Origin of the sequence: Haladaptatus sp. SPP-AMP-3 (assembly GCF_049568665.1) — an archaeon.
Lineage (GTDB): Archaea > Halobacteriota > Halobacteria > Halobacteriales > Haladaptataceae > Haladaptatus > Haladaptatus paucihalophilus.
This window is the reverse complement of record NZ_CP145897.1, coordinates 1,473,217-1,495,807: the sequence shown is the minus strand read 5'-3', so window position 1 is coordinate 1,495,807 and position 22,591 is coordinate 1,473,217. Positions and strand designations below refer to the sequence as shown.

30 protein-coding genes are annotated in these 22,591 nt (G+C 64.7%); 15 read left to right on the top strand and 15 right to left on the bottom strand.

Annotated elements, in window-relative coordinates; all coding sequences use genetic code 11:
* The first annotated feature begins 201 nt into the window (after positions 1–201).
* From V5735_RS08450 to V5735_RS08435, 4 genes are all read left to right on the top strand, one after another.
* On the top strand, positions 202–1,164 hold the full coding sequence (locus V5735_RS08450; protein ID WP_423745961.1) for a transcription initiation factor IIB: 963 nt from the start codon (positions 202–204) through the stop codon (positions 1,162–1,164).
* A gap of 55 nt (positions 1,165–1,219) precedes the next feature.
* Positions 1,220–2,248: a DNA-methyltransferase gene (locus V5735_RS08445; RefSeq protein WP_423745960.1), complete on the top strand. Its 1,029-nt coding sequence runs from the start codon at positions 1,220–1,222 to the stop codon at positions 2,246–2,248.
* Positions 2,249–2,278: 30 nt separating this feature from the next.
* On the top strand, positions 2,279–2,953 hold the full coding sequence (locus V5735_RS08440; protein WP_423745959.1) for a type I 3-dehydroquinate dehydratase: 675 nt from the start codon (positions 2,279–2,281) through the stop codon (positions 2,951–2,953).
* A 72-nt stretch (positions 2,954–3,025) separates the two neighbouring features.
* Entirely contained in the window at positions 3,026–3,442 is a 417-nt protein-coding gene (locus V5735_RS08435) for a DUF7575 domain-containing protein (protein ID WP_423745958.1), read from the top strand.
* On the opposite strand, the gene V5735_RS08430 is transcribed toward V5735_RS08435, so the two are convergent.
* Positions 3,429–4,598, bottom strand: coding sequence for a 3-dehydroquinate synthase II (locus V5735_RS08430; protein WP_423745957.1), 1,170 nt, complete (start codon positions 4,596–4,598; stop codon positions 3,429–3,431). The genes V5735_RS08435 and V5735_RS08430 overlap by 14 nt on opposite strands.
* A gap of 182 nt (positions 4,599–4,780) precedes the next feature.
* On the opposite strand from V5735_RS08430, the gene V5735_RS08425 reads away from it, so the two are divergent.
* Positions 4,781–5,452, top strand: coding sequence for an HAD family hydrolase (locus V5735_RS08425; RefSeq protein ID WP_423745956.1), 672 nt, complete (start codon positions 4,781–4,783; stop codon positions 5,450–5,452).
* Here V5735_RS08425 and V5735_RS08420 read toward each other — a convergent pair whose 3' ends face one another.
* From V5735_RS08420 to trpC, 4 genes are read right to left on the bottom strand one after another with little or no spacing between them, the layout of a single operon-like run.
* Positions 5,453–6,247: a 2-amino-3,7-dideoxy-D-threo-hept-6-ulosonate synthase gene (locus tag V5735_RS08420; protein ID WP_423745955.1), complete on the bottom strand. Its 795-nt coding sequence runs from the start codon at positions 6,245–6,247 to the stop codon at positions 5,453–5,455.
* A gap of 21 nt (positions 6,248–6,268) precedes the next feature.
* The gene (gene trpA / locus V5735_RS08415; protein ID WP_423745954.1) at positions 6,269–7,150 is read right to left on the bottom strand and encodes a tryptophan synthase subunit alpha; all 882 of its coding nucleotides are present in this window, start codon (positions 7,148–7,150) and stop codon (positions 6,269–6,271) included.
* The gene (gene trpB / locus V5735_RS08410) at positions 7,143–8,456 is read right to left on the bottom strand and encodes a tryptophan synthase subunit beta (protein WP_423745953.1); all 1,314 of its coding nucleotides are present in this window, start codon (positions 8,454–8,456) and stop codon (positions 7,143–7,145) included. Before trpB ends, trpA begins: the two co-directional genes overlap by 8 nt.
* Positions 8,453–9,211, bottom strand: a complete 759-nt coding sequence (gene trpC / locus V5735_RS08405) for an indole-3-glycerol phosphate synthase (protein WP_423745952.1) — start codon at positions 9,209–9,211, stop codon at positions 8,453–8,455. The genes trpB and trpC overlap by 4 nt, the downstream gene beginning before the upstream one ends.
* A gap of 85 nt (positions 9,212–9,296) precedes the next feature.
* Here trpC and V5735_RS08400 point away from each other — a divergent pair, with 85 nt between their 5' ends.
* Entirely contained in the window at positions 9,297–9,758 is a 462-nt protein-coding gene (locus V5735_RS08400) for an MGMT family protein (protein ID WP_423745951.1), read from the top strand.
* Here the strand turns inward: V5735_RS08400 and V5735_RS08395 are convergent.
* Complete coding sequence (locus V5735_RS08395; protein ID WP_423745950.1) at positions 9,735–10,103, bottom strand: hypothetical protein; 369 nt, start codon at positions 10,101–10,103, stop codon at positions 9,735–9,737. The two genes, V5735_RS08400 and V5735_RS08395, sit on opposite strands and share 24 nt — an antisense overlap.
* Before the next feature lie 82 nt (positions 10,104–10,185).
* Here V5735_RS08395 and V5735_RS08390 point away from each other — a divergent pair, with 82 nt between their 5' ends.
* Positions 10,186–10,785, top strand: coding sequence for a GNAT family N-acetyltransferase (locus V5735_RS08390; protein ID WP_423745949.1), 600 nt, complete (start codon positions 10,186–10,188; stop codon positions 10,783–10,785).
* A gap of 111 nt (positions 10,786–10,896) precedes the next feature.
* On the opposite strand, the gene V5735_RS08385 is transcribed toward V5735_RS08390, so the two are convergent.
* The 3 genes from V5735_RS08385 to V5735_RS08375 form a co-directional block, all read right to left on the bottom strand.
* On the bottom strand, positions 10,897–11,619 hold the full coding sequence (locus V5735_RS08385) for a methyltransferase domain-containing protein (RefSeq protein ID WP_423745948.1): 723 nt from the start codon (positions 11,617–11,619) through the stop codon (positions 10,897–10,899).
* Positions 11,616–12,008: a nascent polypeptide-associated complex protein gene (locus V5735_RS08380; protein ID WP_423745947.1), complete on the bottom strand. Its 393-nt coding sequence runs from the start codon at positions 12,006–12,008 to the stop codon at positions 11,616–11,618. The genes V5735_RS08385 and V5735_RS08380 overlap by 4 nt, the downstream gene beginning before the upstream one ends.
* 61 nt (positions 12,009–12,069) lie before the next feature.
* A complete protein-coding gene (locus tag V5735_RS08375) occupies positions 12,070–12,540 on the bottom strand; it encodes a PUA domain-containing protein (RefSeq protein WP_423745946.1) in 471 nt (156 codons plus the stop codon).
* A gap of 142 nt (positions 12,541–12,682) precedes the next feature.
* Here V5735_RS08375 and V5735_RS08370 point away from each other — a divergent pair, with 142 nt between their 5' ends.
* Entirely contained in the window at positions 12,683–12,859 is a 177-nt protein-coding gene (locus V5735_RS08370; RefSeq protein ID WP_423745945.1) for a hypothetical protein, read from the top strand.
* Here V5735_RS08370 and V5735_RS08365 read toward each other — a convergent pair.
* From V5735_RS08365 to V5735_RS08355, 3 genes are all read right to left on the bottom strand, one after another.
* On the bottom strand, positions 12,856–13,353 hold the full coding sequence (locus V5735_RS08365) for an NYN domain-containing protein (protein WP_069449646.1): 498 nt from the start codon (positions 13,351–13,353) through the stop codon (positions 12,856–12,858). The genes V5735_RS08370 and V5735_RS08365 overlap by 4 nt on opposite strands.
* Before the next feature lie 49 nt (positions 13,354–13,402).
* A complete protein-coding gene (locus tag V5735_RS08360) occupies positions 13,403–14,044 on the bottom strand; it encodes a metallophosphoesterase family protein (protein ID WP_423745944.1) in 642 nt (213 codons plus the stop codon).
* 73 nt (positions 14,045–14,117) lie between these two features.
* A complete protein-coding gene (locus tag V5735_RS08355; RefSeq protein ID WP_423745943.1) occupies positions 14,118–14,450 on the bottom strand; it encodes a hypothetical protein in 333 nt (110 codons plus the stop codon).
* A gap of 356 nt (positions 14,451–14,806) precedes the next feature.
* On the opposite strand from V5735_RS08355, the gene dapA reads away from it, so the two are divergent.
* Genes dapA through V5735_RS08325 form a run of 6 tightly spaced genes read left to right on the top strand, consistent with a single transcriptional unit; the run spans position 14,807 to position 20,488 of the window.
* A complete protein-coding gene (dapA, locus tag V5735_RS08350) occupies positions 14,807–15,697 on the top strand; it encodes a 4-hydroxy-tetrahydrodipicolinate synthase (protein WP_423745942.1) in 891 nt (296 codons plus the stop codon).
* 32 nt (positions 15,698–15,729) lie between these two features.
* Positions 15,730–16,452 (top strand): 4-hydroxy-tetrahydrodipicolinate reductase, encoded by a 723-nt coding sequence (dapB, locus tag V5735_RS08345; protein WP_423746012.1) that lies wholly within the window; start codon positions 15,730–15,732, stop codon positions 16,450–16,452.
* Positions 16,449–17,291, top strand: a complete 843-nt coding sequence (locus V5735_RS08340; protein WP_423745941.1) for a 2,3,4,5-tetrahydropyridine-2,6-dicarboxylate N-succinyltransferase — start codon at positions 16,449–16,451, stop codon at positions 17,289–17,291. The genes dapB and V5735_RS08340 overlap by 4 nt, the downstream gene beginning before the upstream one ends.
* Complete coding sequence (gene lysA, locus V5735_RS08335) at positions 17,288–18,535, top strand: diaminopimelate decarboxylase (RefSeq protein WP_423745940.1); 1,248 nt, start codon at positions 17,288–17,290, stop codon at positions 18,533–18,535. Before V5735_RS08340 ends, lysA begins: the two co-directional genes overlap by 4 nt.
* Complete coding sequence (gene dapF / locus V5735_RS08330) at positions 18,532–19,368, top strand: diaminopimelate epimerase (protein WP_423745939.1); 837 nt, start codon at positions 18,532–18,534, stop codon at positions 19,366–19,368. The genes lysA and dapF overlap by 4 nt, the downstream gene beginning before the upstream one ends.
* A 4-nt stretch (positions 19,369–19,372) precedes the next feature.
* Positions 19,373–20,488: a M20 family metallopeptidase gene (locus V5735_RS08325; protein ID WP_423745938.1), complete on the top strand. Its 1,116-nt coding sequence runs from the start codon at positions 19,373–19,375 to the stop codon at positions 20,486–20,488.
* A gap of 324 nt (positions 20,489–20,812) precedes the next feature.
* On the opposite strand, the gene V5735_RS08320 is transcribed toward V5735_RS08325, so the two are convergent.
* Both V5735_RS08320 and V5735_RS08315 read right to left on the bottom strand, forming a co-directional pair.
* Positions 20,813–21,154, bottom strand: coding sequence for a DUF5518 domain-containing protein (locus V5735_RS08320; protein WP_423745937.1), 342 nt, complete (start codon positions 21,152–21,154; stop codon positions 20,813–20,815).
* A 39-nt stretch (positions 21,155–21,193) separates the two neighbouring features.
* Positions 21,194–21,412 (bottom strand): zinc ribbon domain-containing protein, encoded by a 219-nt coding sequence (locus V5735_RS08315; protein ID WP_423745936.1) that lies wholly within the window; start codon positions 21,410–21,412, stop codon positions 21,194–21,196.
* A gap of 87 nt (positions 21,413–21,499) precedes the next feature.
* Between V5735_RS08315 and V5735_RS08310 the strand changes: the two genes are divergently transcribed.
* Positions 21,500–21,871, top strand: coding sequence for a hypothetical protein (locus tag V5735_RS08310; protein ID WP_423745935.1), 372 nt, complete (start codon positions 21,500–21,502; stop codon positions 21,869–21,871).
* Between the two features lie 10 nt (positions 21,872–21,881).
* Here the strand turns inward: V5735_RS08310 and V5735_RS08305 are convergent, their stop codons facing one another.
* Positions 21,882–22,562 (bottom strand): hypothetical protein, encoded by a 681-nt coding sequence (locus V5735_RS08305; RefSeq protein WP_423745934.1) that lies wholly within the window; start codon positions 22,560–22,562, stop codon positions 21,882–21,884.
* Positions 22,563–22,591 lie beyond the last annotated feature (29 nt).

The window sequence follows — 22,591 nt, the reverse complement described above, 5'->3', positions numbered from 1 at the left end:
CATTCTTAAATATTTCGCTGGCCTGACGCTGGACGGCTATTTCACGGCGTGTGTGAGTGTTTCACGAACTCAACACGGTCGAAAAACGAATCGTTTAAGTACCTTTCGTCCTAACGACGTGTTAAGACTAGCGGTGCCCGGGTTTTTCAGGATTCACCTGCCCGGTAGCTGACGCGCTCTCCCACCGAGGAGGTATTGCACATGCAAAACACGACTATCCGAACGAGAAGCGAAGAAACAGAAGTAGAGAAAAGCGGGCAGAAGGGACGGAACTGCCCCGAATGTAGCGGTAAGCTCATCGCCGACTCCGGTCACGGCGAAACCATCTGCGAGGACTGCGGTCTGGTCGTCGAGGTGGACAACGTGGACCGCGGCCCGGAGTGGCGAGCCTTCGACGCGAAGGAGAAAAACGAGAAGTCCCGCGTCGGCGCGCCGACGACGAACACGATGCACGACAAGGGGCTGTCGACCAACATCGACTGGCGGAACAAGGACGCCTACGGCAACTCGCTCGGTTCCCGCCAGCGCGAGAAGATGCAGCGACTCCGCAAGTGGAACGAGCGCTTCCGCACCCGCGACAGCAAGGAACGGAACCTCAAGCAGGCGCTCGGCGAAATCGACCGGATGGCCAGCGCGCTCGGCCTCCCGGACAACGTGCGCGAGATGGCCAGCGTCATCTACCGCCGCGCGCTGAACGAGGACCTCCTGCCGGGTCGTTCCATCGAGGGCGTCTCGACCTCGTGTGTGTACGCCGCCGCCCGACAGGCCGGTGTCCCGCGGAGCCTCGACGAAATCACCGAGGTCAGCCGCGTCGACAAAAGCGAAGTGGCGCGAACCTACCGCTACGTCGTGCGCGAACTCAGCCTCGAAGTCAAACCCGCCGACCCCGAGAGCTACGTCCCGCGATTCGCGTCCGGGCTCGAACTCTCCGACGAAGCCGAACACCGCGCCCGCGAACTCCTCCGTAACGCGAAAGAACAGGGCGTCCACAGCGGTAAATCGCCAGTCGGCCTCGCCGCGGCCGCCGTCTACGCCGCCGCGCTCCTGACCAACGAGAAGACGACGCAGGCCGAGGTCAGCGACGTGGCCGACATCAGCGAGGTCACGATTCGCAACCGATATCACGAACTGCTCGAAGCCGAAGAAGGAACCGTCGCGCTGTAGACGCGTTTGAAAAGAGGTTTTTATCTTGCGCCGATAGCTTCAGAAAGCTACCGCAATGGAAACCGAGCACGAGATTCACGTCGGTGACGCGCGCGATACCTCGCTTCCCGACGATTCGATAGACCTCGTTGTCACTTCTCCCCCCTATCCGATGATAGAGATGTGGGACGACCTCTTCGCCGACGCGAATCCCGAAATCGAGGCGGCGCTTTCGGCGGGCGACGGTGACGCGGCGTTCGAGTTTATGCACGACGAACTCGACGCCGTTTGGGCCGAACTCGTTCGCGTGCTGAAACCCGGCGGCATTGCGGTGATAAACGTCGGCGACGCCACCCGCAAGGTGGACGGGACGTTTCAGTCGTTTCCGAACCACGCCCACGTTCTCCGCGACCTCCGGGAGCGCGGTCTGAAGTCCCTTCCCGACATCCTCTGGCGCAAACCCTCGAACCGCCTGACGAAGTTCATGGGGTCGGGGATGCTCCCGCCGAACGCCTACGCCGCGCTCGAACACGAATACCTCCTCGTCTTCCGGAACGGCGACACCCGCGCGTTCGAACCGGGCGTCGACCATCGCTACGAGTCTTCGTACTTCTGGGAGGAGCGAAACGAGTGGTTTTCCGACCTCTGGACGGACGTTCGCGGCGAGGAGCAACTGCTCGACCACGGCGACCTCCGCGAGCGTTCGGCGGCGTTTCCCTTCGAACTGCCGTATCGGCTCATCTCGATGTTCTCCGTCTACGGCGACACTGTTCTCGACCCGTTTTGGGGGACGGGAACGACCTCGCTCGCCGCGATGGTCGCGGGTCGAAACTCGGTCGGCTACGAACTCGAATCCGATTTCGTCGAACTGTTCGCGGAGCGGGCCGAAACCGCGCCGGAACTCTCCCGAAACGTCGTCTCCCGGCGACTCGACGACCATCGGGCGTTCGTGAGCGACCACGGCGGCGACCTCAAGTACGACGCCACGTACTACGGTTTCCCCGTCAAGACGGCCCAAGAGCGCGACATCCGGTTGTACGCCGTGAACGACGTGGAACGGGACGGCACCGGATTCTTCGTCACTCACGAACCCTATTCCGAGTAACCTTTTATTCGGCGGGTCGAAGTCGCGGATATGGACGTCAATTCCTTTTCGCTCGCTGTGAGCACGGCCGACCTCGGCGACGAACCCCCCGCCCGTGAACACGCCGATATCGTCGAGTTCCGGATGGACCTCGCGGACGACCCGCTTTCGATGCTGTCCGCCTACGACGGCGAACTGCCCGTCCTCGCCACGAATCGCGCCGAGTGGGAAGGCGGCGAGGCGACCGGCGACGAGCGACTCGATGCCCTCCGCGAGGCGACCGACCACCCGGCGGTGGACGCTATCGACCTCGAACTGGAGACGCTGTTTACGGGACCCGGACGGGACCTCGCCGAGCACGCGCGGAACAACGACGTGCTCGTTGTCGCTTCGGTTCACGATTTCGAGGAAACGCCGTCGCAGCGACGGATGCGCGAACTGCTCGAAAACTGCACCGACCACGCCGACGTGGGCAAACTCGCCGTCACCGCCCAGTCCGAGTCCGACGTGCTCGACCTGTTCCGCGTCACGAACCTCCTCACGGAGCGGGGGCAAACCGTCGCGACGATGGCGATGGGCGAAGTCGGCCGTCACTCGCGGGCCGTCGCTCCGCTGTACGGGTCGAAAATCGGCTACGCGCCCCTCGAACCGGCGGACGCGACCGCACCCGGTCAGTACGACTTGGCCACGCTCTCGCAACTCGTCGACGAACTGCGCAGTAACTGACCGCCTCGGCGGATTCCCGTTAAAACGCCGCATCGGAAGGGTTTAACACGCTCGACCAGCTATCAACGACTAGTGACACGGAACAAAAAGCGCCCGTGGCTCGCGGCTCTGTTCGCGTTCATTTACCCCGGAGCGGGCCATCTCTACCTCCGGGAGTGGCTTCGCGCGTTCCTCTGGTTCGGGTTCGCGTTCCTCACCGCTTACCTGTTCATCCCCCCGGAGATGGTACAGGCGGTCCAAAACGGCGGCTGGTCCGGCTACATGCAGGCGAGCGAAAACATCGACATACAGCAGACCCTCCCCGTCCTGTTCGTCTCGCTGTGTAACATCCTCGACGCCTACTGGTCGGCGATTCGTAACAATCGCGCCGTCCAAGAGGCGGCCGACGGAACGAGGCGCTGTCCGAACTGCGGACGAAAAGTGGACGCCGACCTCGACTTCTGTCAGTGGTGTACGTCGCCGCTCGACGCCGACGCTACTGCTCAATAATACTCTCTTCGACGCTCTCGCCGAAGTGTCGCGCGCCGCCTTCCAGGAACAGTTTCACTTCGTCGCCGACTTCGATGTCCGTCACGGCCTTCCGTCCGTCGGGCGTGGCGACTTTGATGGTCTCCGCGTTCTGGAGCAGCGTCTCCACGCGGTCGCCGTCCGCCGTCTCGACTTCGAGGCGGAACATGGGTCGCTTCTCGATTTTTACCCGACCGACCACCGCTTCGCGGGTCTTGCCGTCGGTATCGACCACTTGCACCTCGTCGCCGCTCTGGAGTTCCGCGAGGTATTTCGTCCCGCCGCCGGGGGTGCGGACGTAGGCGTGGACCGCCCCGGCGTTCACTCGGAACGGCCGCGACGCGACGTAGGGCGACTCCGCTGTCTCGGCGTGGACGAAAAAGAGGCCGCGCGACATCGACCCGACGAGCATGCCCTCGTCGTGTTCCATCAGTGACCCGGTATCGACGCACACGCGGTCCGCGCTGCCGGTCTGTTCGATGGTGAGCACTTCGCCCCACTCCAAGTCCAGCGTTTCGCGCTCGGCGGCGTCGCGCACTTCCACCGTCGACCGAATCTCGTCCGGGTTGTCGCTGTCGAGCAGAACGGCGTCCGCGCCGAGTTCCAGCGTCTCGAACGCGGTTCGGGCCTCCTCGGCGTTCGTGACGCCCGCCACGAGGTCCGTCTCCTCGCCGATTCGGGCGATGAGGTTTTCGAGCGGGATGATGGTCCAGTCCTCGCCGACGACGATGGTGTAGTCGGCTTCCTGGGCTGCTTCCTCGGCGAACGCTTCGTACTCCTCGCTCAGGATTCTCACGTAGGCACCCTCGGCTTCGTCCTCCCGGCGGAGCGTCGAGAGGTCGGCGGAGCCGGAGAAATCCGAGGGAAGGTCGACCGTTCCGTCGCCCTCGCCGTCCTTCCCGACGATTCGGGCGTCGGCCCGGTCGCGCTCGTCGTCCTCGGCGTCGAAGACGTGCACGTCGCCCTCGGAGCGAAACGCCGCGACGTTCACCTCGCCGAGTTCTCGAACGCGCTCGACGTCGCCGTCGTCCACCAAAATCCAGTCCACACCGGCTTCCAACCCGGCCGTGATTCGTTTGCGCCGGGTGTCCCAGTCGCCGACGGAGGCGTCGGCCTTCAACCATACGGAGCGTGTCATGCTGAATCGCTCGTAGCCCCACGGCTTGAACGTGGCGGAATCCGCAACTTCTCGGCGTCCCCCGCTATCGAATTCACGGCGGACGACCACTACAGCCGACCGTCCCCGTTGGCGGCCGTCGACGGGAACGCGCCGCTCGTCACTCGATATCTTTTTGTCCCACTCTCGAACAGTACTAACGAATGACTGATCTCGATGCCGTTCTCTTCGACCTCGATTCGACGCTGTGCGTCTCCGAGCAGGACGAGGAGGCGGTTCTCGCGGACGCGTTCGACCGCGCGTCCGTCGAACAGTACTGCACGGTCACCGATATCATCGACGCGGTAGACGGCATCCCGACCGCGGAAACGTCGCACGAATTCTACGAACTCTGTTTCGCCGCCGCCGCCCGCGAGGCGGGCGTCGAGGACCATCACGCGTCGGCGCTCGCCGCCGCGTACGAGGAGTGCGTCGACCACTCGGCGGTTTCGTTCCGACCCGGTGCCGAGGACGCGTTGGCGGCCGCCAACGAGACGAACGTCGGTCTCGTGACGAACGGAGACGAGGCGACACAGACCGTCAAACTGGACGCGCTCGGCATCGCCGACACGTTCGATACGCTCGTCTTCGTGGACCCGCGAAACGGCGTCCCGCCGAAACCCGACGCGGCCCCGTTCGAGAAGGCGCTGACCGACCTTGGCGTGGCACCGGACGACGCGCTCCACGTGGGCGACTCGTTGCGGGCGGACGTCGCCGGTGCGAACGCGCTCGGTATCGACTCCGTGTGGATTCCCCACGAAAACCGAAGAACGGAATCGCCCCACGAACCGACGCACACGCTCACGTCGCTCGCGGAGTTCCCCGAACTGCTATAATCAGGCTTCGACCGACAGCCCCGCCTCGTCCAGCGCGTCCTCGGCGGACAGGTCGTCGTGAACGACGCTGGTCACGGCGCGGGCGATGGCCTCTGGGTCGTCGTGCTGGAAGACCGACCGGCCGATGGAGACGCCCGCACCGCCAGCGTCCATCGCGCCGCGGACCGCTTCGAGGGTCGCTTTGTCGCCTTCGGGTGCACCGCCCGCGATGACGACGGGGAGGCGCGTCGATTCGACCACGTGCTCGAAGCTCTCGGCGTCGCCGCTGTAGGCCGTCTTCACCACGTCGGCACCGAGTTCCTCTGCCAACCGCACCGCGTGGCCGAGGCTTTCCGCGTCGTGTTCGTCGATGCCCGGCCCGCGGGCGTAGGACATGGCGAGGACGGGAATCCCGAACTTGCCCGCCGTGTCGCACACCTCCGCGAGGTCCGTGATCTGTTTGGGTTCGTAGTTACTGCCGACGTTGAGATGGAGCGAAACGGCGTCGGCACCCGCCGCGATGGCCTCCTGTACCGTCCCGGTCATGCGTTTATCGTTCGAGTCCGGGCCGATGGTCGTGGAGGCGTTCAGGTGGACGATGTAGCCCGCGTCGTTCTTGTTCGGATGGACGCGCGGCGCGATTCCCTTCTGCGTGAGAACGGCGTCGGCACCCCCCCGCGTTACCGCGTCGATTGTCGATTCGATGTCCTTCAGGCCGCGTACCGCGCCGAGTGTGATTCCGTGGTCCATCGGGACGATGACGTAGCGTCCGTCGCGCCCGATTCGGTCGAGGCGCGCTGTGATTCCTGTGTTCATTGTATGTGACTCTGTAGCAAGCTAGTTTGAAGTTCGTTCCGGTTCCGGTATCTCTTGTTCCCCTTCGCGTGCCCCGGATTTGAGTTCCGCGGCTTTGGATTCGAGTCGCTCCGCGACGTTCTCGCCGGACGCGACGATATCGACGAGCGCGCTGCCGACGACGACGCCGTCCGCTCCCGCCGAGACGATTTCGCGGGCGTGTTCGCCCTCGCTCACGCCGAAGCCGACCGCTTTCGGCAGGTCGCTTCCGTCCAGTCGTGCGAGGCTGTCGTGGGTGTCGCCGCTCACGTCCGCCTGTGCGCCCGTCGTTCCCATTCTGGCCTGCACGTAGACGAATCCGGAGGCCCGCTCGCTGATGCGCCGTTTGCGCGCGTCCGTCGTCGTCGGCGCGATGATGAACACCAAATCGAGTCCGTACTCGTCGCACGCCAAGCGGAGCGGACCGCTCTCCTCGACGGGAAGGTCGGGGACGATGAGTCCCGACACCCCGGCATCGGCGGCGGCGGACACGAACCCCTCGACGCCTTCCTCGTCTCGCGGTGTGCCACCGCTCGACCGTTCCGAGGCGCGTTGCGCCTCGCGGCCCCCATACTGATAGATGAGATTGTAGTAGGTCATGCAGACGACGGGCACGTCCACGTCCAACTCCGAAACGAGTTCGAGGTAGTCGTCGGGCGTCATCCCGCCGGAAAGCGCGCGCTGGATGGCGTTCTGAATCGTCGCCCCGTCCGCGATGGGTTCCGAGAAGGGCAGGCCGAGTTCGATGACGTCCGCACCGCCGCGGACCAGCGCTCGGACGTATTCCTTCGTCTCTTCGATACCCGGGTCGCCAGCGACGACGTACGGAATCAACGCGGGGGCGTCGAAAAAGGCGGATTCGAGGTCCGACGCGGAGTTACTCATCAAAGACCCCCATACCAGGTGCCGCATCGATACCACGCTTCGCGCTCTCCTCGATGACCGTATCGAGGTCCTTGTCGCCGCGTCCGGAGACGTTGACGACCACGAGGTCGCCGAGGTCGTCTGCTTCGTCTCGCGGCGCTCCGCCGCTCGACCCGTCCGCGGCGCGTTGCGCCGCGCGCTCCAAGTACGCAACCGCGTGACTCGACTCCAGCGCGGGGATGATTCCCTCCAGTTTCGAGAGTCGGTGGAAGGCTTCGAGGGCCGCGTCGTCGCCGACGTTGACGGGCGTCACCCGCCCCGTTTCGACGAGGTGGGCGAGTTCCGGTCCGACGCCGGAGTAGTCGAGTCCCGCGCTCACGCTGTGGGATTCGAGGATTTGACCGTCCCCGCTCTGGAGCAGTTTCGTTCGGGCACCGTGGAGCACGCCGTCCCGTCCGGAGGAGAGGGACGCCGAGTGCGGCGCGACGCCCTCGTCCTCGTCGATAGTCAGACCCGAACCGCCCGCTTCGACGGCGAACAGCGAGACGTCTTCATCCCCGACGAAATTGTGAAACGCACCCATGGTGTTCGACCCGCCGCCCGCGCAGGCGACCACGCTATCCGGGAGTCGCCCGGCCTTCTCGCGAATCTGCTCTCGGGCTTCCTCGCTGATAATCGACTGGAAGTCGCGGACCATCTTCGGGAACGGATGGGGGCCGACGACGCTCCCGATGACGTAGTGGGTGTCCTCGACGTTCGTCGCCCAGTCGCGCATGGTCTCGTTGATGGCCTCCTTCAGCGTTCCCGAACCCACATCGACGGGGTTCACCTCGGCGTCGTGGGTTCGCATCCGGAAGACGTTCGGCCGCTGGCGGTTGATGTCGGTGCGGCCCATGAACACCTCGCAGTCGATGTCGAGGTACGAGGCGGCCATCGCGGTTGCGGTGCCGTGCTGTCCCGCGCCCGTCTCGGCGACGATGCGCTCTTTGCCCATGTACTTCGCCAGTAGCACCTGCCCGAGCGCGTTGTTCAGTTTGTGCGCCCCGCCGTGAAGCAAGTCCTCGCGTTTCAGGTAGACCTCGCGGTCGTATCGCTCGCTCAACGCGTCGGCGCGCTGGAGCGGCGTCGGTCGGCCGCCGAAATCGCGGAGGTGGCGACGAAACTCGTCCATGAACCCGTCCTCGTTCTCCAGCACGTAGCGCTCGTAGGCCGACTGGAGTTCCTCGATTGCGGGCATCAGCACTTCGGGGACGTACTGGCCGCCGTACTCGCCGAACTTCGTCTCGTTCATTCCGCTCGTTCCGTTCATGTCGTTCGTATCGCTCATGCGTTCACCAACCTCCGCGTGTTTTCGCCGACGTCGCCGTCCATGATGGCGCTCCCGACGAGCAGGGCGTCCGCCCCGGCGTCGCACATTCGTTCGACGTCCGCCGACGTCGTGATGCCGCTTTCGGCGACGAGCGTCGTGTCCTCGGGAACCACGGGCGCGACCGATTCGAACGTTCCCAAATCGACCTCCAATCGCGCGAGGTCGCGGTTGTTCACGCCGATGATCGTCGCTCCCGCATCGAGCGCCTCTCGGAGTTCGTCCCCGTCGTGGACTTCGACGAGGACCTGAAAGCCGCGCTCTTCGGCCGCCGAAAGCAGTCCCTCCAGGTCGTCCACGAAGCGGACGATGAGGAGCACGAGGTCCGCGGCCACCGCGTCCAGTTGCTCCTCTCGGACGATGAAGTCCTTGCGGAGGACCGGTACGTCCACGGCTTCGCGGATTCGACGGAGGTTCTCGGGACTGCCGCCGAAGTGCTCCGGTTCCGTGAGAACCGACAGGGCTGTCGCCCCGCTTTCGACCATCGTTTCGGCCAGTTCGACCGGATCGTCGGTTCGTTCGCCGTCCGTCGTCGGACTCGTCGGCTTTACCTCCGCTAGCAGCGGCACCTGTCCGTTTTCCTCCGCGTTCGCGAGCGCGTCCGAAAACGAACGCGCGTCCACGGAAACCCGCCCCGCGTCCCCGTCGGGTGTCCGTTCCCGAGCGGTCCGGAGGATGGATTCGACCGCGGGTGCGAGCGCACCATCTACGTTCATTGTAGTACATCAACGGACTAGTTTGTACATAAGGTTTGCGTCCGCGGGACGAATCTTGAAGGTCATGAGGTTCGTTGCCGTCGCTATGGACGAGACTGCCGGAATCTATGCGCAGCCCTCCCCGTATTTGGAGCGAGCAGTGCAGGTCGGCGTCGCCAGCGGGCGCGTCTTGCGCGTGACGTTTCCGCACGACCCCGACGACGACGCACTGGAAGACCACGCCGTCCTCGACCGTATCATGGCGTATCTGGAGGGCGTCGAGGACGACTTTTCGGACGTACAGGTCGCGCTCACCCTCCCGACGGACCAGCGAAGCGTGCTCGAGTCCGTCCGTAACGTCCCCTACGGCGAGCAGGTGAACGTCGAAACCGTCGCCCGGATGACCTCCGGTATCGACCACACCGAGGACGCGGACTTGGAACTGGTCAGGACCGCGCTCGACGAGAACCCCGCCCCGATTTTTGTCCCCGACCACCGCGTCCGCGACGGGCCGAGCGCCGCGCCGCCGGACGTCGAACAGAAACTACGCTCGCTGGAAGGGCTTTAAACGCGTCCTCCGCATTCCGGCGGCGTACAAGAGCGCACCGACGCCCGCCACAATCTCGGCCACCCCGTCCCCGAGAATCGGGTTCGAGGCGAACAGGGAGTAGCCCTCCAGCATCCCGCTCGCAACCAGCACCCCCGCCGTGAGAACGGACAACCGCGTCTTGCCGCGTTCGAGCAGCGTTACGCCACCGAACACCACCCAGAGAGACGCGAAGGCGAGATGCGCTCCAAACTCGGCGGTCCCGCTGTCGGTGAGCATGCCGTAGCCTTCGAGCGCCAACTGAACCGCGACCACCGACACCATGAGCGCGACTCCTGTCTGTCTCGTGAGCTTCGACGGAACCATCGAACGGTCGTTATTTCTCAGCTGGTCACTTCATCGTTCACCTACGGATGACTTTTTGACGCTTGCGAACGTATCTCTCGGCATGTACGTCCGGGATGCTAAAAACCGCGAGGAGGTCTGGTTGCTCGACAACATCGAGGCGATGGGGCTCGACGAAACCGCCTTTCGCTCCCGGGATTACGTCGTCGTCGTGGACGAAACGTCGGGCGAAAAGGCCGGGTTCGGGCGGGTTCGAATCCACAAGCCGGACGATGCCCCCGAAATCTGTGAGCTGACGAGCATCGGCGTCGTCGAATCGTGGCGCGGGCAGGGCGTCGGCGCGCACGTCATCGAACGCCTCATCGACAAGGCGAGCGACGACGACTTCGAGGCGGTATACGCCCTCGTCGGCGTGCCCGATTACCTCGCCCAGTTCGGTTTCGAACCCCTCGACGCCGAGGACCTCCCGTCGAAACTCCGCGACCGCCTCGATGCGAAACGGGACGACATCGAACCGGACGCCATCCCGATGGTGCTCGCCGTCGATTCCTTCGGGATGCCCGACCGTCTCCGCGAACGGTTCAAGGACGCCCGGCCGCGCGAGGGAGAACCTTCGAGCGACGAGGACGCGGAGGAGATGGCCGAGGAGTTCGGCATCGACCCCGACGACGCGACCTACAAGTACGACACTGGCAGGCACTGAGCGCGGACCGTTTTTCACCGACCGCTCCGTGAAGTCCCGAATAGCCCCGCGGTAGCGGGGCGTGTCGAAAGAAAAATAATATCGAGTACCGTCGTCTCGCGCCGTTTCACGCTACGTCTTCCGCGCGAAGGTGAGATACCCGGTGTGGCCGACGGGACTCGTGGATGGACGCGTTCCCCGCTCGTCGAAGTCCATCTCGCGCTGGATGGTCTCTATCGTGCGAACGTCGTCGAGATTCGCTTCCCGAGCGGCCGCTTCGACGTCGCGGGCGCTCTCCACGAACGGCGCGTAGACGCCGAGCGAGCCGCCGTCCGCCAACAGGTCCGGCGCGTGCGCGACGACTTCCGCGGCGTCGGGCGTATCGAGGGTGAGAACGTCGAACTCGCCGAGTTCGTCGAGGTTATCGGTGATATCGCCCGTTCGAACCTCGACCGCATCGGCCACGTCCGCCATCTCGATGTTATCGCGGGCGACCTCGGCGAAATCTTCCTTCCGCTCGAAGGTGACGACCTCCCCCCCGATTCGTCCGAGATAGGCCGCGAGGACGCCGGTTCCGGTTCCCGCGTCGAGCACCCGGTCGCCAGCCGCGACGCCGGTTTCGCCGACGACGAGGCCGATGTCCCGCGGGAGCATCGGTGCGCCCGTTCGCTCGAAGTGATGGAACAGGTCCGGGCCGCGGAGCCGTCGCACCGTGAACTCCTCGTCCAAGTGGGTGGCGAGAACGTCGCCGGGTTGCACGTCCTCGGGAACGGTGAGGACGCCGAGGTCGGTCTGTAGCTCCTCGCCCGGATTCCGGAGGTACTCCCGATCGCCGTGAACGAGTAGGACCGTCACTCCAGTCGCTCGACCGCCGCCGCGAGGTCACCGTTCTCCGCGTCGAGCGCCTCTCGGGCTTCGTCTTCGCTCACGCCCGCGCGCTGGGCGACGATTTCGACGTCGGCGTCGGGAATCGCGCTCGCGGATTCCTCCGTGGACTCCTCGGAACTTCCCGCGTCGGAACTACCGGACGCTTCGCGCGTCTCGGCGTCGCCGACGACCTGGTAGGTGTGCTGGCCGCGTGCGTCCATTCGGGTGACGTCCGGGTCGCTGAAGACGAGTTCTTCGCCGTCGGTCGTGCGGATGACGACCTCTTCGGCTTCGATGTCATCCACTTCGATACCCATCTGCTTCATCATCTGCTGCATCTTGCGTGGGTCGAGCCCACCGCCGCCTCCTCCAAACATACCCGAATCGTCGGAACGGAGGGGGAAAAACGTGACGCAAATGCGTCGGAAACCCGTCGGGTTACTTTTCTGCGCCGTCGCGCACCTTCACGGCCATTCCGGTGTCGAAATCGAACATGGCGTCGGCATCGAGTTCGGCGCGACCGACGGCGAGCAGGTCGCCGTTCTCGTGGGTCACGAGCACCTCGTCTCCGGTGCGAACGTCGGGGTCCACGTCCGCGACGAACTTGGCGAAGACGTTCTTGCCGTCCCGGACGAACGGCTCGCTCTCGTCGCCGACGATGACGCGACCGGCGGGCGGTTCGAGGGCGTTGGCGATGCGATTGCCCCCCGCGAGGCCGAGCGTGAATCGGCCGTCGGTGGCGTAGGTGACGAGTCGGCTCCCGTCGGCGTGCACCTGCTGGGGTCGCCCGGAGGACGAATGGCGAACTTCCAAGTCCTCCTCGGGAGGGAACAGCGCGGCACCGGCTCCCGCGCCGAACTGGTAATCCGCGGTCGTACGCAGTGCGGGCAAATCCTCGTCTTCAGTCATTGGGCCGGATTTAGCGTGTGAGGGTGAAAGCCCTTCGACATCGGGCTGTTTGGTACGTGTTACCATTTCTCTGTCACGGAGTACCATGGCGCTGGCTATCGATTTGAGAGCGATTTATTAGGCGGGAGTCCGAAGACGGCGTATGAACACGAAAGAACTGCTGGGAATCGCGCTTCTCATCGTCGGGAGCGTCATGATATTTGGCGTCATCTCCATGATCGGTACCTTCACGGGGAACGCCCTCGCCGGTCTCGCCACTGTCGCGCTCGCCGCTGGCGCACTGATGTTCGGCACGGGCGAAGGCGGTCGCCCGGTCTAAAGAAGAAACGTTTCGGTCCGCTCGCTGAGGTCGATGAAACTGTCGGCGGCGGCGATGAGTTCTTCGGCGGTCGATTCTTGGAACCCCATCACTTCCACGCGCACCCCCTCGTGTCGAAGGTGCGTTGCGAGCTGTGCGAAGTCGCCGTCGCCGGTACAGAGCACGACCGTATCGACTTTCGGTGCAAGCGTGATGGCGTCGAGACAGATGCCGACGTCCCAGTCCGCCTTCTTCGACCCGTCGCCGAACGTCTTTATCGCCTTTATCTTCGCCTCGAATCCGATGTCGGTCAACGCGTCGAAAAAGCGGTCCTCGTCGGGGCTATCGGCCTGAATGACGTAAGCAATGGCGCGCGTCAACTCTCGCTCCTGTGCCGCCTTCGAGAGAAGAGATGAGTAGTCGATATTCCGACTATAGACGCTTTGAGCAGTATGATAGAGGTTTTGCGCGTCGGCTAATACCGTGACGCGCTGACCCGGATGAATATCCGTCATACGTTAGTGTGATAACTACTGGCATAAAGAAGTTGCTTGTCCGGTACTGTCACGACGTCGGCGTTTTGTGCCACGTGAGCGTGAGCGACTCGGGGTCGAGGATGTAATATCGCTCCCACGCCGGTGCCACGCTGACGACCTGCGTCTCGCCGATGGTCGTCTCGGCGTGCTGGTGGTGGTGCCCGATGAGACAGAGGTCCGGCGAGAGCGCGGAGATGAGGTCGTCGATGTGCGAACACCCGACGTCGTATTCCTCGGCGACGGGTAGGCCGTGGGGTGCCTCGTGGGTCAGCAACACGTCCACGGAGTCGAGTTCCATCGCCTCCTCCACGTCTTCGTGAGTGAAGTGACGGCGGCGGTCGCCGACGAGGTTGGCGCGCGGGCGGTCGTACTGCGTCGGCGCGAAGTTCCCCGACAGACCGGCGATTCGAAGGCCGTCGAGTTCGACGGCGGTGCTGGCGATGAGGTGTGCGTTTCTGACGTGCGAGTTCGAAACCAGTCCGTTCCGCAGTGCTTCGATGGTGTCGAAATCCTCGTTGTTGCCGCCGATAAACCACGTGGGTGCGGGCAAGTCGTAGAACATCAAGTCTCCCAACTGCAGAGTAACGTCTGGGTTCGCCTCGCGGTACGCCGCAAAGAGCGCGCGCCGGTTGTCGCGGTCGTCGGCGTGGGCGTCTCCGAGGACGAGCATTTTTCGAGCGTATGTCTGGAGGTATGATAAGACCGCCGGATTGTTCCGCGCGGCAACGGCACACAGGCCCCTCTTACCCGACCAGTACGAGCGCCGCGATGCCACAGACGAGGAGACCGACGCCGTAGAAGAGGAATTTGATGTCGTTCTCCAACTGGGTCGGTTGGAGATCCGCTGGGTCCACGATGGTACTCTCTATCCCCATCGAATCCGCGTTCGCCATGGCTGTTCCCATTCGGACGGTTCCGGTTCCACCGAGCGCAAACAGGAGAACGGCGAGTCCAACCCCGAACAGAGCGAGGAGCGCGAGTTCCGATTTTGTGAGAGCGAACACGACGCCCACCGTGAGTCCCGCGTAGACGAGCGAGTATCGGAGGCTACACCGTGCGATGAGGGACCAGTTCATACTGAACATCCTTCATATCTCGGTAAATGTTTTCTGCGCAACCGGTTGATTTTCGGCAAACGACCACTTTCGACCGATTTCCTCGCGATTCCGACCGGTTTTTGACGACGAATCCGCCGAAATCCGACCCCGACGGCAGAGTCTGTCGTCGGCGTAAGGCATAAGTCACCACGAAACACCCAATGGAATATGCCTCGTGCTGTGGCGCCCGCCGTGTTCGCGTATCGGCGAGCCAGCGACAGCACAGTCGGAAAACGGACAAAACGTGCGGCGTGAGGTTCGCGGCGGGCGTGGCACCCCCGTTTCGAGCCATTCTCGTTTTGTACCGCGCGATAACCGATTTCCGACACAGACCGATGACAGACACAGACACACCGTTTCGCGGGGTCTATCCCGCGATGACGACGCCCTTTGCGGGCGACAGCATAGACCACGAACTCCTCCGTAGCGACGCCCAGCGCCTCGAACGCGCCGGGGTTGACGGCCTCGTTCCGGTCGGCTCGACCGGCGAGAGCGCGACCCTGAGCCACGACGAACACGTCGAAGTCGTGGAAACCGTCGTGGGCGCCGTCGACATCCCCGTCATCGCTGGCGCGGGGAGCAACGCGACCCACGAAGCCCTCGACCTCGCACGACGGTCCGCGGACGCCGGGGCCGACGGCCTCCTTCTCATCTCGCCGTACTACAACAAGCCCGAACCGGCGGGGATGGAAGCCCACTACCGCACCATCGCGGACGGCGTTGACCTGCCCCAAATCGTCTACAACGTCCCGTCTCGAACCGGACGAAACATCGACGTGGAGACGACCGTCTCGCTGGCCGAACACGACAACATCGTCGGCTACAAGGCCGCGAGCGGCGACTTCGGGCAGATAAGCGAGATAATCGAACGGACCCGAGACGAGACGTTCGCGGTGCTGTCGGGCGACGACGCGCTGACGCTTCCGATGCTCTCCGTCGGCGCGGCGGGGACTATCAGCGTCTCCGCGAACGTCGAACCGGAACGGACCTGTGAACTGGTCGAATCGGCCCTTTCGGGCGACTACGGCCGCGCGCGAGAACTCCAGTTCGAACTCGGACCGCTGTTCCGCGCGCTGTTCGCGGAGACGAATCCGATTCCGGTGAAGGCGGCGATGGAACACCGCGGCTACGGACCGGACGGCCTCCGACTGCCCTTGTCCGAACTGTCCGACGAGAACCGCGAGGAACTCGCGATGGTACTCGACGAACTGGAGGGAGGCGCGTGACGCGGGTGCTCGTCGGCGGCGTCACGGGGCGGATGGGCCGCGCCGTCATCGCGGCGGCGAGCGACCGGGACGACGTGGATATCGTCGTTGGCGTGAGCAGCGACCCGCCGAGGGAAATCAACGGCGTTCCGACCGAATCCGCGGCGGACCTCGAAGCGGTCGTCTCGGAGTACGACCCGGACGTTCTCGTTGACTTTTCGAACCCCGACGCCAGCCGAACGTTGGTCTCGGCGTGTGCGGACGCGGACGTCGCGTGCGTCGTCGGCACGACCGGGTTCGACGGCGACGAACCCGTCTTCCGCGAAGCGAGCGAGTCGGTCCCCGTCCTCGTGGCGAGCAACTTCTCCCGCGGGGTGCAGGCCCTCCTCCGGGCGGTCGAAGGCGCCGTCTCCGACCTGCCCGGCTACGACGTGGAACTGACCGAGACGCACCACAACGGCAAGCGAGACGCGCCGAGCGGGACCGCGAAGACGCTCCTCGACCGAATCGCGGCGGCGGGCGGTCCCGACGAGCGCGTTCACGGACGCGACGGCGACGCGCCGCGACAACCCGGCGAAATCGGCGTTCACGCCCGCCGCGCGGGGGGAATCGCGGGCGAACACGAAGTCCTCATAGCGAACGACCACGAGGACCTTCGACTCTCCCATCGGGCGGCCGACAGGGGCGTGTTCGCCGACGGCGCGCTCGACGCGGCGGCGTGGGTGACCGGACGACATCCGGGGCGGTACGAGTTCAGCGAGGTAATCAGCGAATGAGACGTAAAAGCGACATACGAAACGACGTACGAGAACTGTGGCACCGATACGATTCCGGCGAGGTAGACGCGGACAGCGCCGGTCCGAACGAACGAGAACTCCTCGAAACCTTCCTCGACGCGTTGGAGGCGGGCGAGGTTCGCGCCGCCGAAAAGCGCGACGGGAGTTGGGAAGCGAACGAGTGGGTGAAACAGGGTATTTTACTGAACTTCGGCCTTCGACACATCGAGGGCCACGAATACGGCGGCATCACCTACTACGACGTGCTTCCGCTCCGCGGGACGGACGACTTTCCCGACAGAGGAACCCGAAACACGCCCGACGGAACGGTCGTCCGTCGCGGCGCACACGTCGGGTCGAACTGCATCCTGATGAGTCCGAGTTTCGTCAACATCGGCGTCTCCATCGGCGACGGGACGCTCGTGGACTCCTGTGATACCGTCGGCTCGTGCGCGCAAATCGGAGAGAACGTCAAACTCGGTGCGAACGCGCTCATCGGGGGCGTCCTCGAACCCGTCGAGGGGACGCCCGTCATCGTCGAAGACGACGTGAGCCTCGGCGCTGGCTGTCGCGTCACGTCCGGATTCGTCGTCGGTGAGGGAAGCATCGTCGCCGAGAACACGCTTCTCACGCCGCGAATCCCCGTCTACGACCTCGTGGACGAGGAGATTCTGTACGGCCATCTTCCGCCGAACCGACGCGCGTTCACCCGATTCGTGGAATCGAGCCTCGGCGACCACGACCTGTTCGACGGCGGGGCGTACAAGCCCGCCGTCGTGGCTCTCGACGTTGAAGACGACACGCTCGCACAGGTCGAGCGCGAGGAGGCCCTGCGATGAGCGCGACCGTTTCGGCCGACAACCCGCCGGTACGACGGCTGTCGGATTGGTCCGACGCCCGACTCGCCGACCTCGCCGACGAATACGACACGCCGCTGTACGTCATCGACCTCGAACGCGTCCGCGAGAACTACGCCAGACTCGCCGCGGCGTTTCCGGACGCCGACGTCCACTTCGCCGCGAAGGCGAACACGTCGCGCGCGGTCCTCGAAACCCTCGAAGCCGACGGTGCGAGCATCGAATGCGCTTCGGCGGGCGAGACGGAGCGCGCCTTCGCCGCCGGATTCGATGGCGAGCGTGTCCACTACACGGCCGTCAACCCGCCCGGAATCGACCTCGACAGGGCGGTTGAATTCGCCGCGGACCATCCCGGTCTGACGGTTACGGTCGGTGCGGCGGACACCATCGACCGATTGGCCGAGCGGGGCTACGACGGACGGCTCTGTCTCCGCGTCAATCCCGGCGTGGGCGCGGGCCACCACGAGAAGGTGCGAACGGGTGCGGACGCGAAGTTCGGCGTTCCGTACGACCGCGCCGCATCCCTGCTCGAATCGGCCGCTGACGACTTCGACGTCGTTGGCGTCCACGCCCACGCGGGAAGCGGCATCTCGGGTGACGACCTCGGCAACCACCGCGAACTCGTCTCCCGGATGGGTGAGTTGGCTCGCACCATCGACCTCGACCTCGAATTCGTGGACGTGGGCGGCGGATTCGGCGTGCCGTATCACCCCGATGACCCGCCGCTCGACCTCGAATCGGTCGCGAACGCGACGCGGGACGCGCTCGGCGACCTCGACGCCACGCTCGTCGTGGAACCGGGTCGGTACCTCGTCGCCGACGCCGGTGTCCTCCTGACCCGCGTGAACACGGTCAAGCAAGCCCCCGCGACGACCGTGGTCGGCGTCGATGCCGGTATGACGGCGCTCGTTCGACCCGCGCTCTACGATTCGTACCATCACATCAGGAGTGTGGGAGCGGACGGTCGAGCGGTCGAAACGACGGTCGCCGGTCCGATCTGCGAGAGTTCGGACACCTTCGGAACCCATCTGCTCACCGACCCGACGCGCGGCGATCTGCTCGCCGTCGGCAACGCGGGCGCGTACGGCTACGAGATGGCGAGCCAGTACAACTCGCGGCCGCGTCCGGCCGTCGTTGTCGTGGACGGCGACCGAACCGGGGTCGCACACCGACGCGAAACCCACGCGGACGTCATCGCGACCGAAACGGAGGTGACGTGGGAATGAACCTCTCGTTCGAGAAGTACCACGGAACCGGGAACGATTTCGTCATCGTGAACCCGGACGCGTGTGTCCCTCACCGCTCGCGGTTCGCCCGCAGGGTCTGTGACAGGACCGACGGGATTGGTGCGGACGGCGTGCTCTTTCTGGCGCTCGAACCCGAATTTCGGCCCCCACGCGTCATCATGACGCTGGTGCAACCGGACGGGAGCACGGCCGAGATGTGCGGAAACGGCGCGCGCTGTGCCGCGGTCTGGGCCGCCGAGCGCGCGAACGCGGACGAAGTGATGATAGACACGCTCGCCGGAACCCGCCACGCGAAAATCCACGATGGCGGCGCGACCATCGAGATGGGTGCCCCCGAATTCGGGCCGAACGACGTCCCGGTCGCGGGGGACGAACCCCTCATCGAGACGCGCGTCGGCGACTACGACGTAACGGCGGTGAACACGGGCGTTCCGCACGCGGTCGCGTTCGTGGACGACGTGGACGCGGTGAACCTCGAACGCGACGCGCCGCCGATTCGCCATGCTGACGTCTTCCCGGAGGGCGCGAACGTCACCTTCGCCTCGCCACGCGACGACGGGTTCGACCAGCGGACCTTCGAGCGCGGCGTCGAGGGCGAAACCCAGTCGTGTGGCACCGGCGCGGTCGCCATCGCGGCCGCCGCGCGCCGACTCGGACTCGCGGACGGTGAGAACGTGTCGGTGTCGCCGCCCGGCGGCGACCTCGAAGTCGCGGTCGACGACCGAAACGCGACGCTCACCGGACCCGTCGAACGCGAGTTTGGCGGCGACCTCCGCGTCTCGAACGCCGGACGACTCGATTTAGAGGCGTGATTCCGTGACGGACTTCGACCCGATTTCGTTCCTCGAAACCGCCGTTCGGACGTCATCACACGAATCGGTCGATGCGATGCGAACCCTGCTCGTCGAAACCCTCGAATCGGCGGGCGTCGAGGCGACCATCGACGCCGCGGGGAACGTCCTCGCGGAGCGCGTCGGCGACGAGGACGGTCCGCACGTCGTCCTGAACTCCCACATCGACACCGTGCCCCCCCACGTTCCGTTTTCCCGCGATAGCGACGGAGACGGTGACGACGTCCGGATTCGTGGCCGCGGCTCCTGTGACGCGAAGGGACCGCTCGCGGCGCTCCTCGACGCGTTTTTCGCGGTCGAACCGGAGCGAGGACGGGTAACGCTCGCCGTGACGCCGGACGAGGAAACCGACTCGACGGGTGCGGCCGCCCTCGGCTTCCTCGTTCGGGACGAGGAGGACGGGACAGAATTCCATCCCGACGCCGTAGTCGTCGGTGAACCGACCGACCTCGACGTGTGCAACGCCGCACGAGGGCGTTTTCAGGGAACGGTCACCGTTCGGGGAGAGAACGCACACGCCGCACACCCCGAAGCGGGCGTCAACGCGATACGCGGGCTGGCTCCCGTCCTATCGGCGCTCTCCACGTTCGATTCGGACAGGGAACATCCCGAACTGGGTGCGCCGACGCTCACGCCGACGACGGTCGAGGGGGGAACCGCCACAAACCAGATTCCCGCCGACTGCTCCTTCGTCATCGACCGGCGGAGCGTTCCGCCGGAAGGTGCCGAGGAGTTCCGACGCTCGCTCGAAGGCCATCTTCGAAACGCGGTGGATGCGGTCGAGGTGGAGGTTTCGCTCGCCGAACGCGACACGCCGTTTCTCGAAGCCTTCGAGACGCCCGCCGACTCGGAACTGGTGCGAATGCTCCGCGACGAAAGCGGCGGCGAGGTGCGTCCGTTCGGCGCGGCGACCGAGGCGTCCTATTTCGCACGCGTCGCTCCGACGGTCGTGTTCGGGCCGGGCGTGCTGTCCGACGACGAGGGCGCGGTAGCACACGGGCCGCGGGAGTACGTCGATGTCGGCGACGTCCGAGCGGCCGCGGATGCGGTGCGGGGAACCCTTCTAACGCTCGTTGGCTGATCGGGATACTGTTGGCACTCTCGGTCCGATAGGTTGCGGACATCGCTTTCGGACGGGTCGCGCTTAGGCGGTGGTCGGTCGAGAACGAGTATTCGCGGTTGTTGTAGCCGTCGTCGCGGTCGCTGTTGTGATTGCTGTCGTTGCGCGACGACCGCAAGCGATGAAACCGCGGGAAGTAGTGCCGAAGAGCGTCGTCGCTCACCACCGGAAACCAATGGTGCGAGCGCGGCGAGGACGACCAGCGCTGCGATTCGTTCGGCGGTCACGCCGCGAGGTGGCTTCGTGTTGGTATATAAAGTTCAGGTGAGGAGGTCGATTCGTTGTTCAGAACTCGTCGGCGAGATACGCGCCGAGGTACCCACCCAGCGCGCTCAGTCCGACCGTGTAGAGCATGGCGAACATGCCCAAGAGAAAGAGGAGCGCAACGAATCCGCCGGGCACGTACCCGAAGGAGATGATGCTCACGACGAACAGCCCCACGACCGCCATGGGAATCGCGGCGATGGCACCGGAGATGGCACCGACTCGAAGTCCCTCGTCGGGCGTCGTCCGCCCCAGATAGGCGGCGACGGCCCCGCCGAGGACGGGCGAAAACGGGACGAAGGACACGACGAGAGTTACGACTGCTCCGATGAGCGCGTGGATGAGGTTGTTGCTGTCTGTCATATGTTGTAGTGGGTAGCGAAAACGGCGGTCGGTGGCGATTCAACCCAGGAAGACGTCCACGATGTCGCTCCCGCGGTTGCGGACGTCTTTGTACAGTTCGGAGTAACCGCAGTTGGAGCAGGAGACCACGGTGAAGCTCTTCGTTTGGATGTCGAACATCTTGCTGAGTCCGCCACCGGTGGTCGAGATGGAGTCCGTGGTAACTTCCGTGTGATCGCATTTCGGGCAACCGGAGATATCGCGTGTATCGGGGTCCATACAGCGACGTGTCTATCTCGTGGGAATAAATACTTCGTGGTCGATACGTCAACGAAGCTTATTACGATGCGCTTTCTATCGAACAGCATGGTTACAAACCGTTCCGCATACGGACGGAAATCCCAGTCCGCCCCGCTCGGCATCAAGATCATCTGCGTCCTCGGTGCGCTCGGTGCCCTCGGAGGCCTCCTTCGCGGTCTCGGTGTGTTGTTTTCGTCCCCCATCGGCCTCATCGTCGGTACCATCGTCATCGTCTTCGCAATCGCCAAACTCGCCGTCGTCTGGGGTCTGTGGACGCTCAAGTCGTGGGCGTGGACGCTCACGATAATCGTGTACGGGTTAAGCCTGCTGATGGACGTCCTCCGATTCTTCACGGGGCATCTCGCCGCCTTCTTCGGCATCGTCGTCGGCGGGTTGTTGTTGGCCTACGTCTACAGCAAGCGCGATTACTACAAATAATTCGTTGAAGTCACGACCGATTCACGTTTTTCCGCGTCCCGTATTCCGACGATTCGGCGCGCTCTTTCACTCCGAGCAGCATCTTGCGCTCCATGACGAAGTGGGCGGGTTCCCAGAAGAGGACGTCGGCCGCTCTCCCGGCGATATTTTGTTTTCCGTGCGAGCGCATTCGAACGACGAACCGCGTCGTCTGGTCGTCGACCGGACGGAGGACGAACGCCCACGTCCACCGCGGCGATTCTCCCGGCGGTTGGAGCACTATCGCTCGCTCGGGGTCGAGCACCGCGACTTCGGGGGCGGACTCGGGCGTCTGCACCGAGTAGTCTTCGGGCGCGAGGCGGACGGTATCCCCGACTTCGAGGTCCTGATGCGCCGGAAGGATTCGGTCGGCGTTGTGGATGTCCGCGCCGACGAGGTTCTCCAGCCAGTCGTAGCTGTAGAAGCCGCCGCGCCCCTGTCCGATTTGGACGAGCCACGGCCACACCTCCTCGACGGGGGCGTCGATGGTGACGGCGTGAGTGACCTCGGATTCGGGGTCTCGAAGCAGGCCGTCACCGGGAAGGGGGCCAGTCGCTTCCTCGTCGGTCGCGCCCCAGCGGAGGTGCCACGGTCGGACGGCGACCCAGTAGACCAGCGCGGCGATTGCGATGAGCGGTGCCACCAGTCGGCGTCGCTCGTACGTCGACGACATGTCACCGGTGACGACGGAGAGAAGCGTAA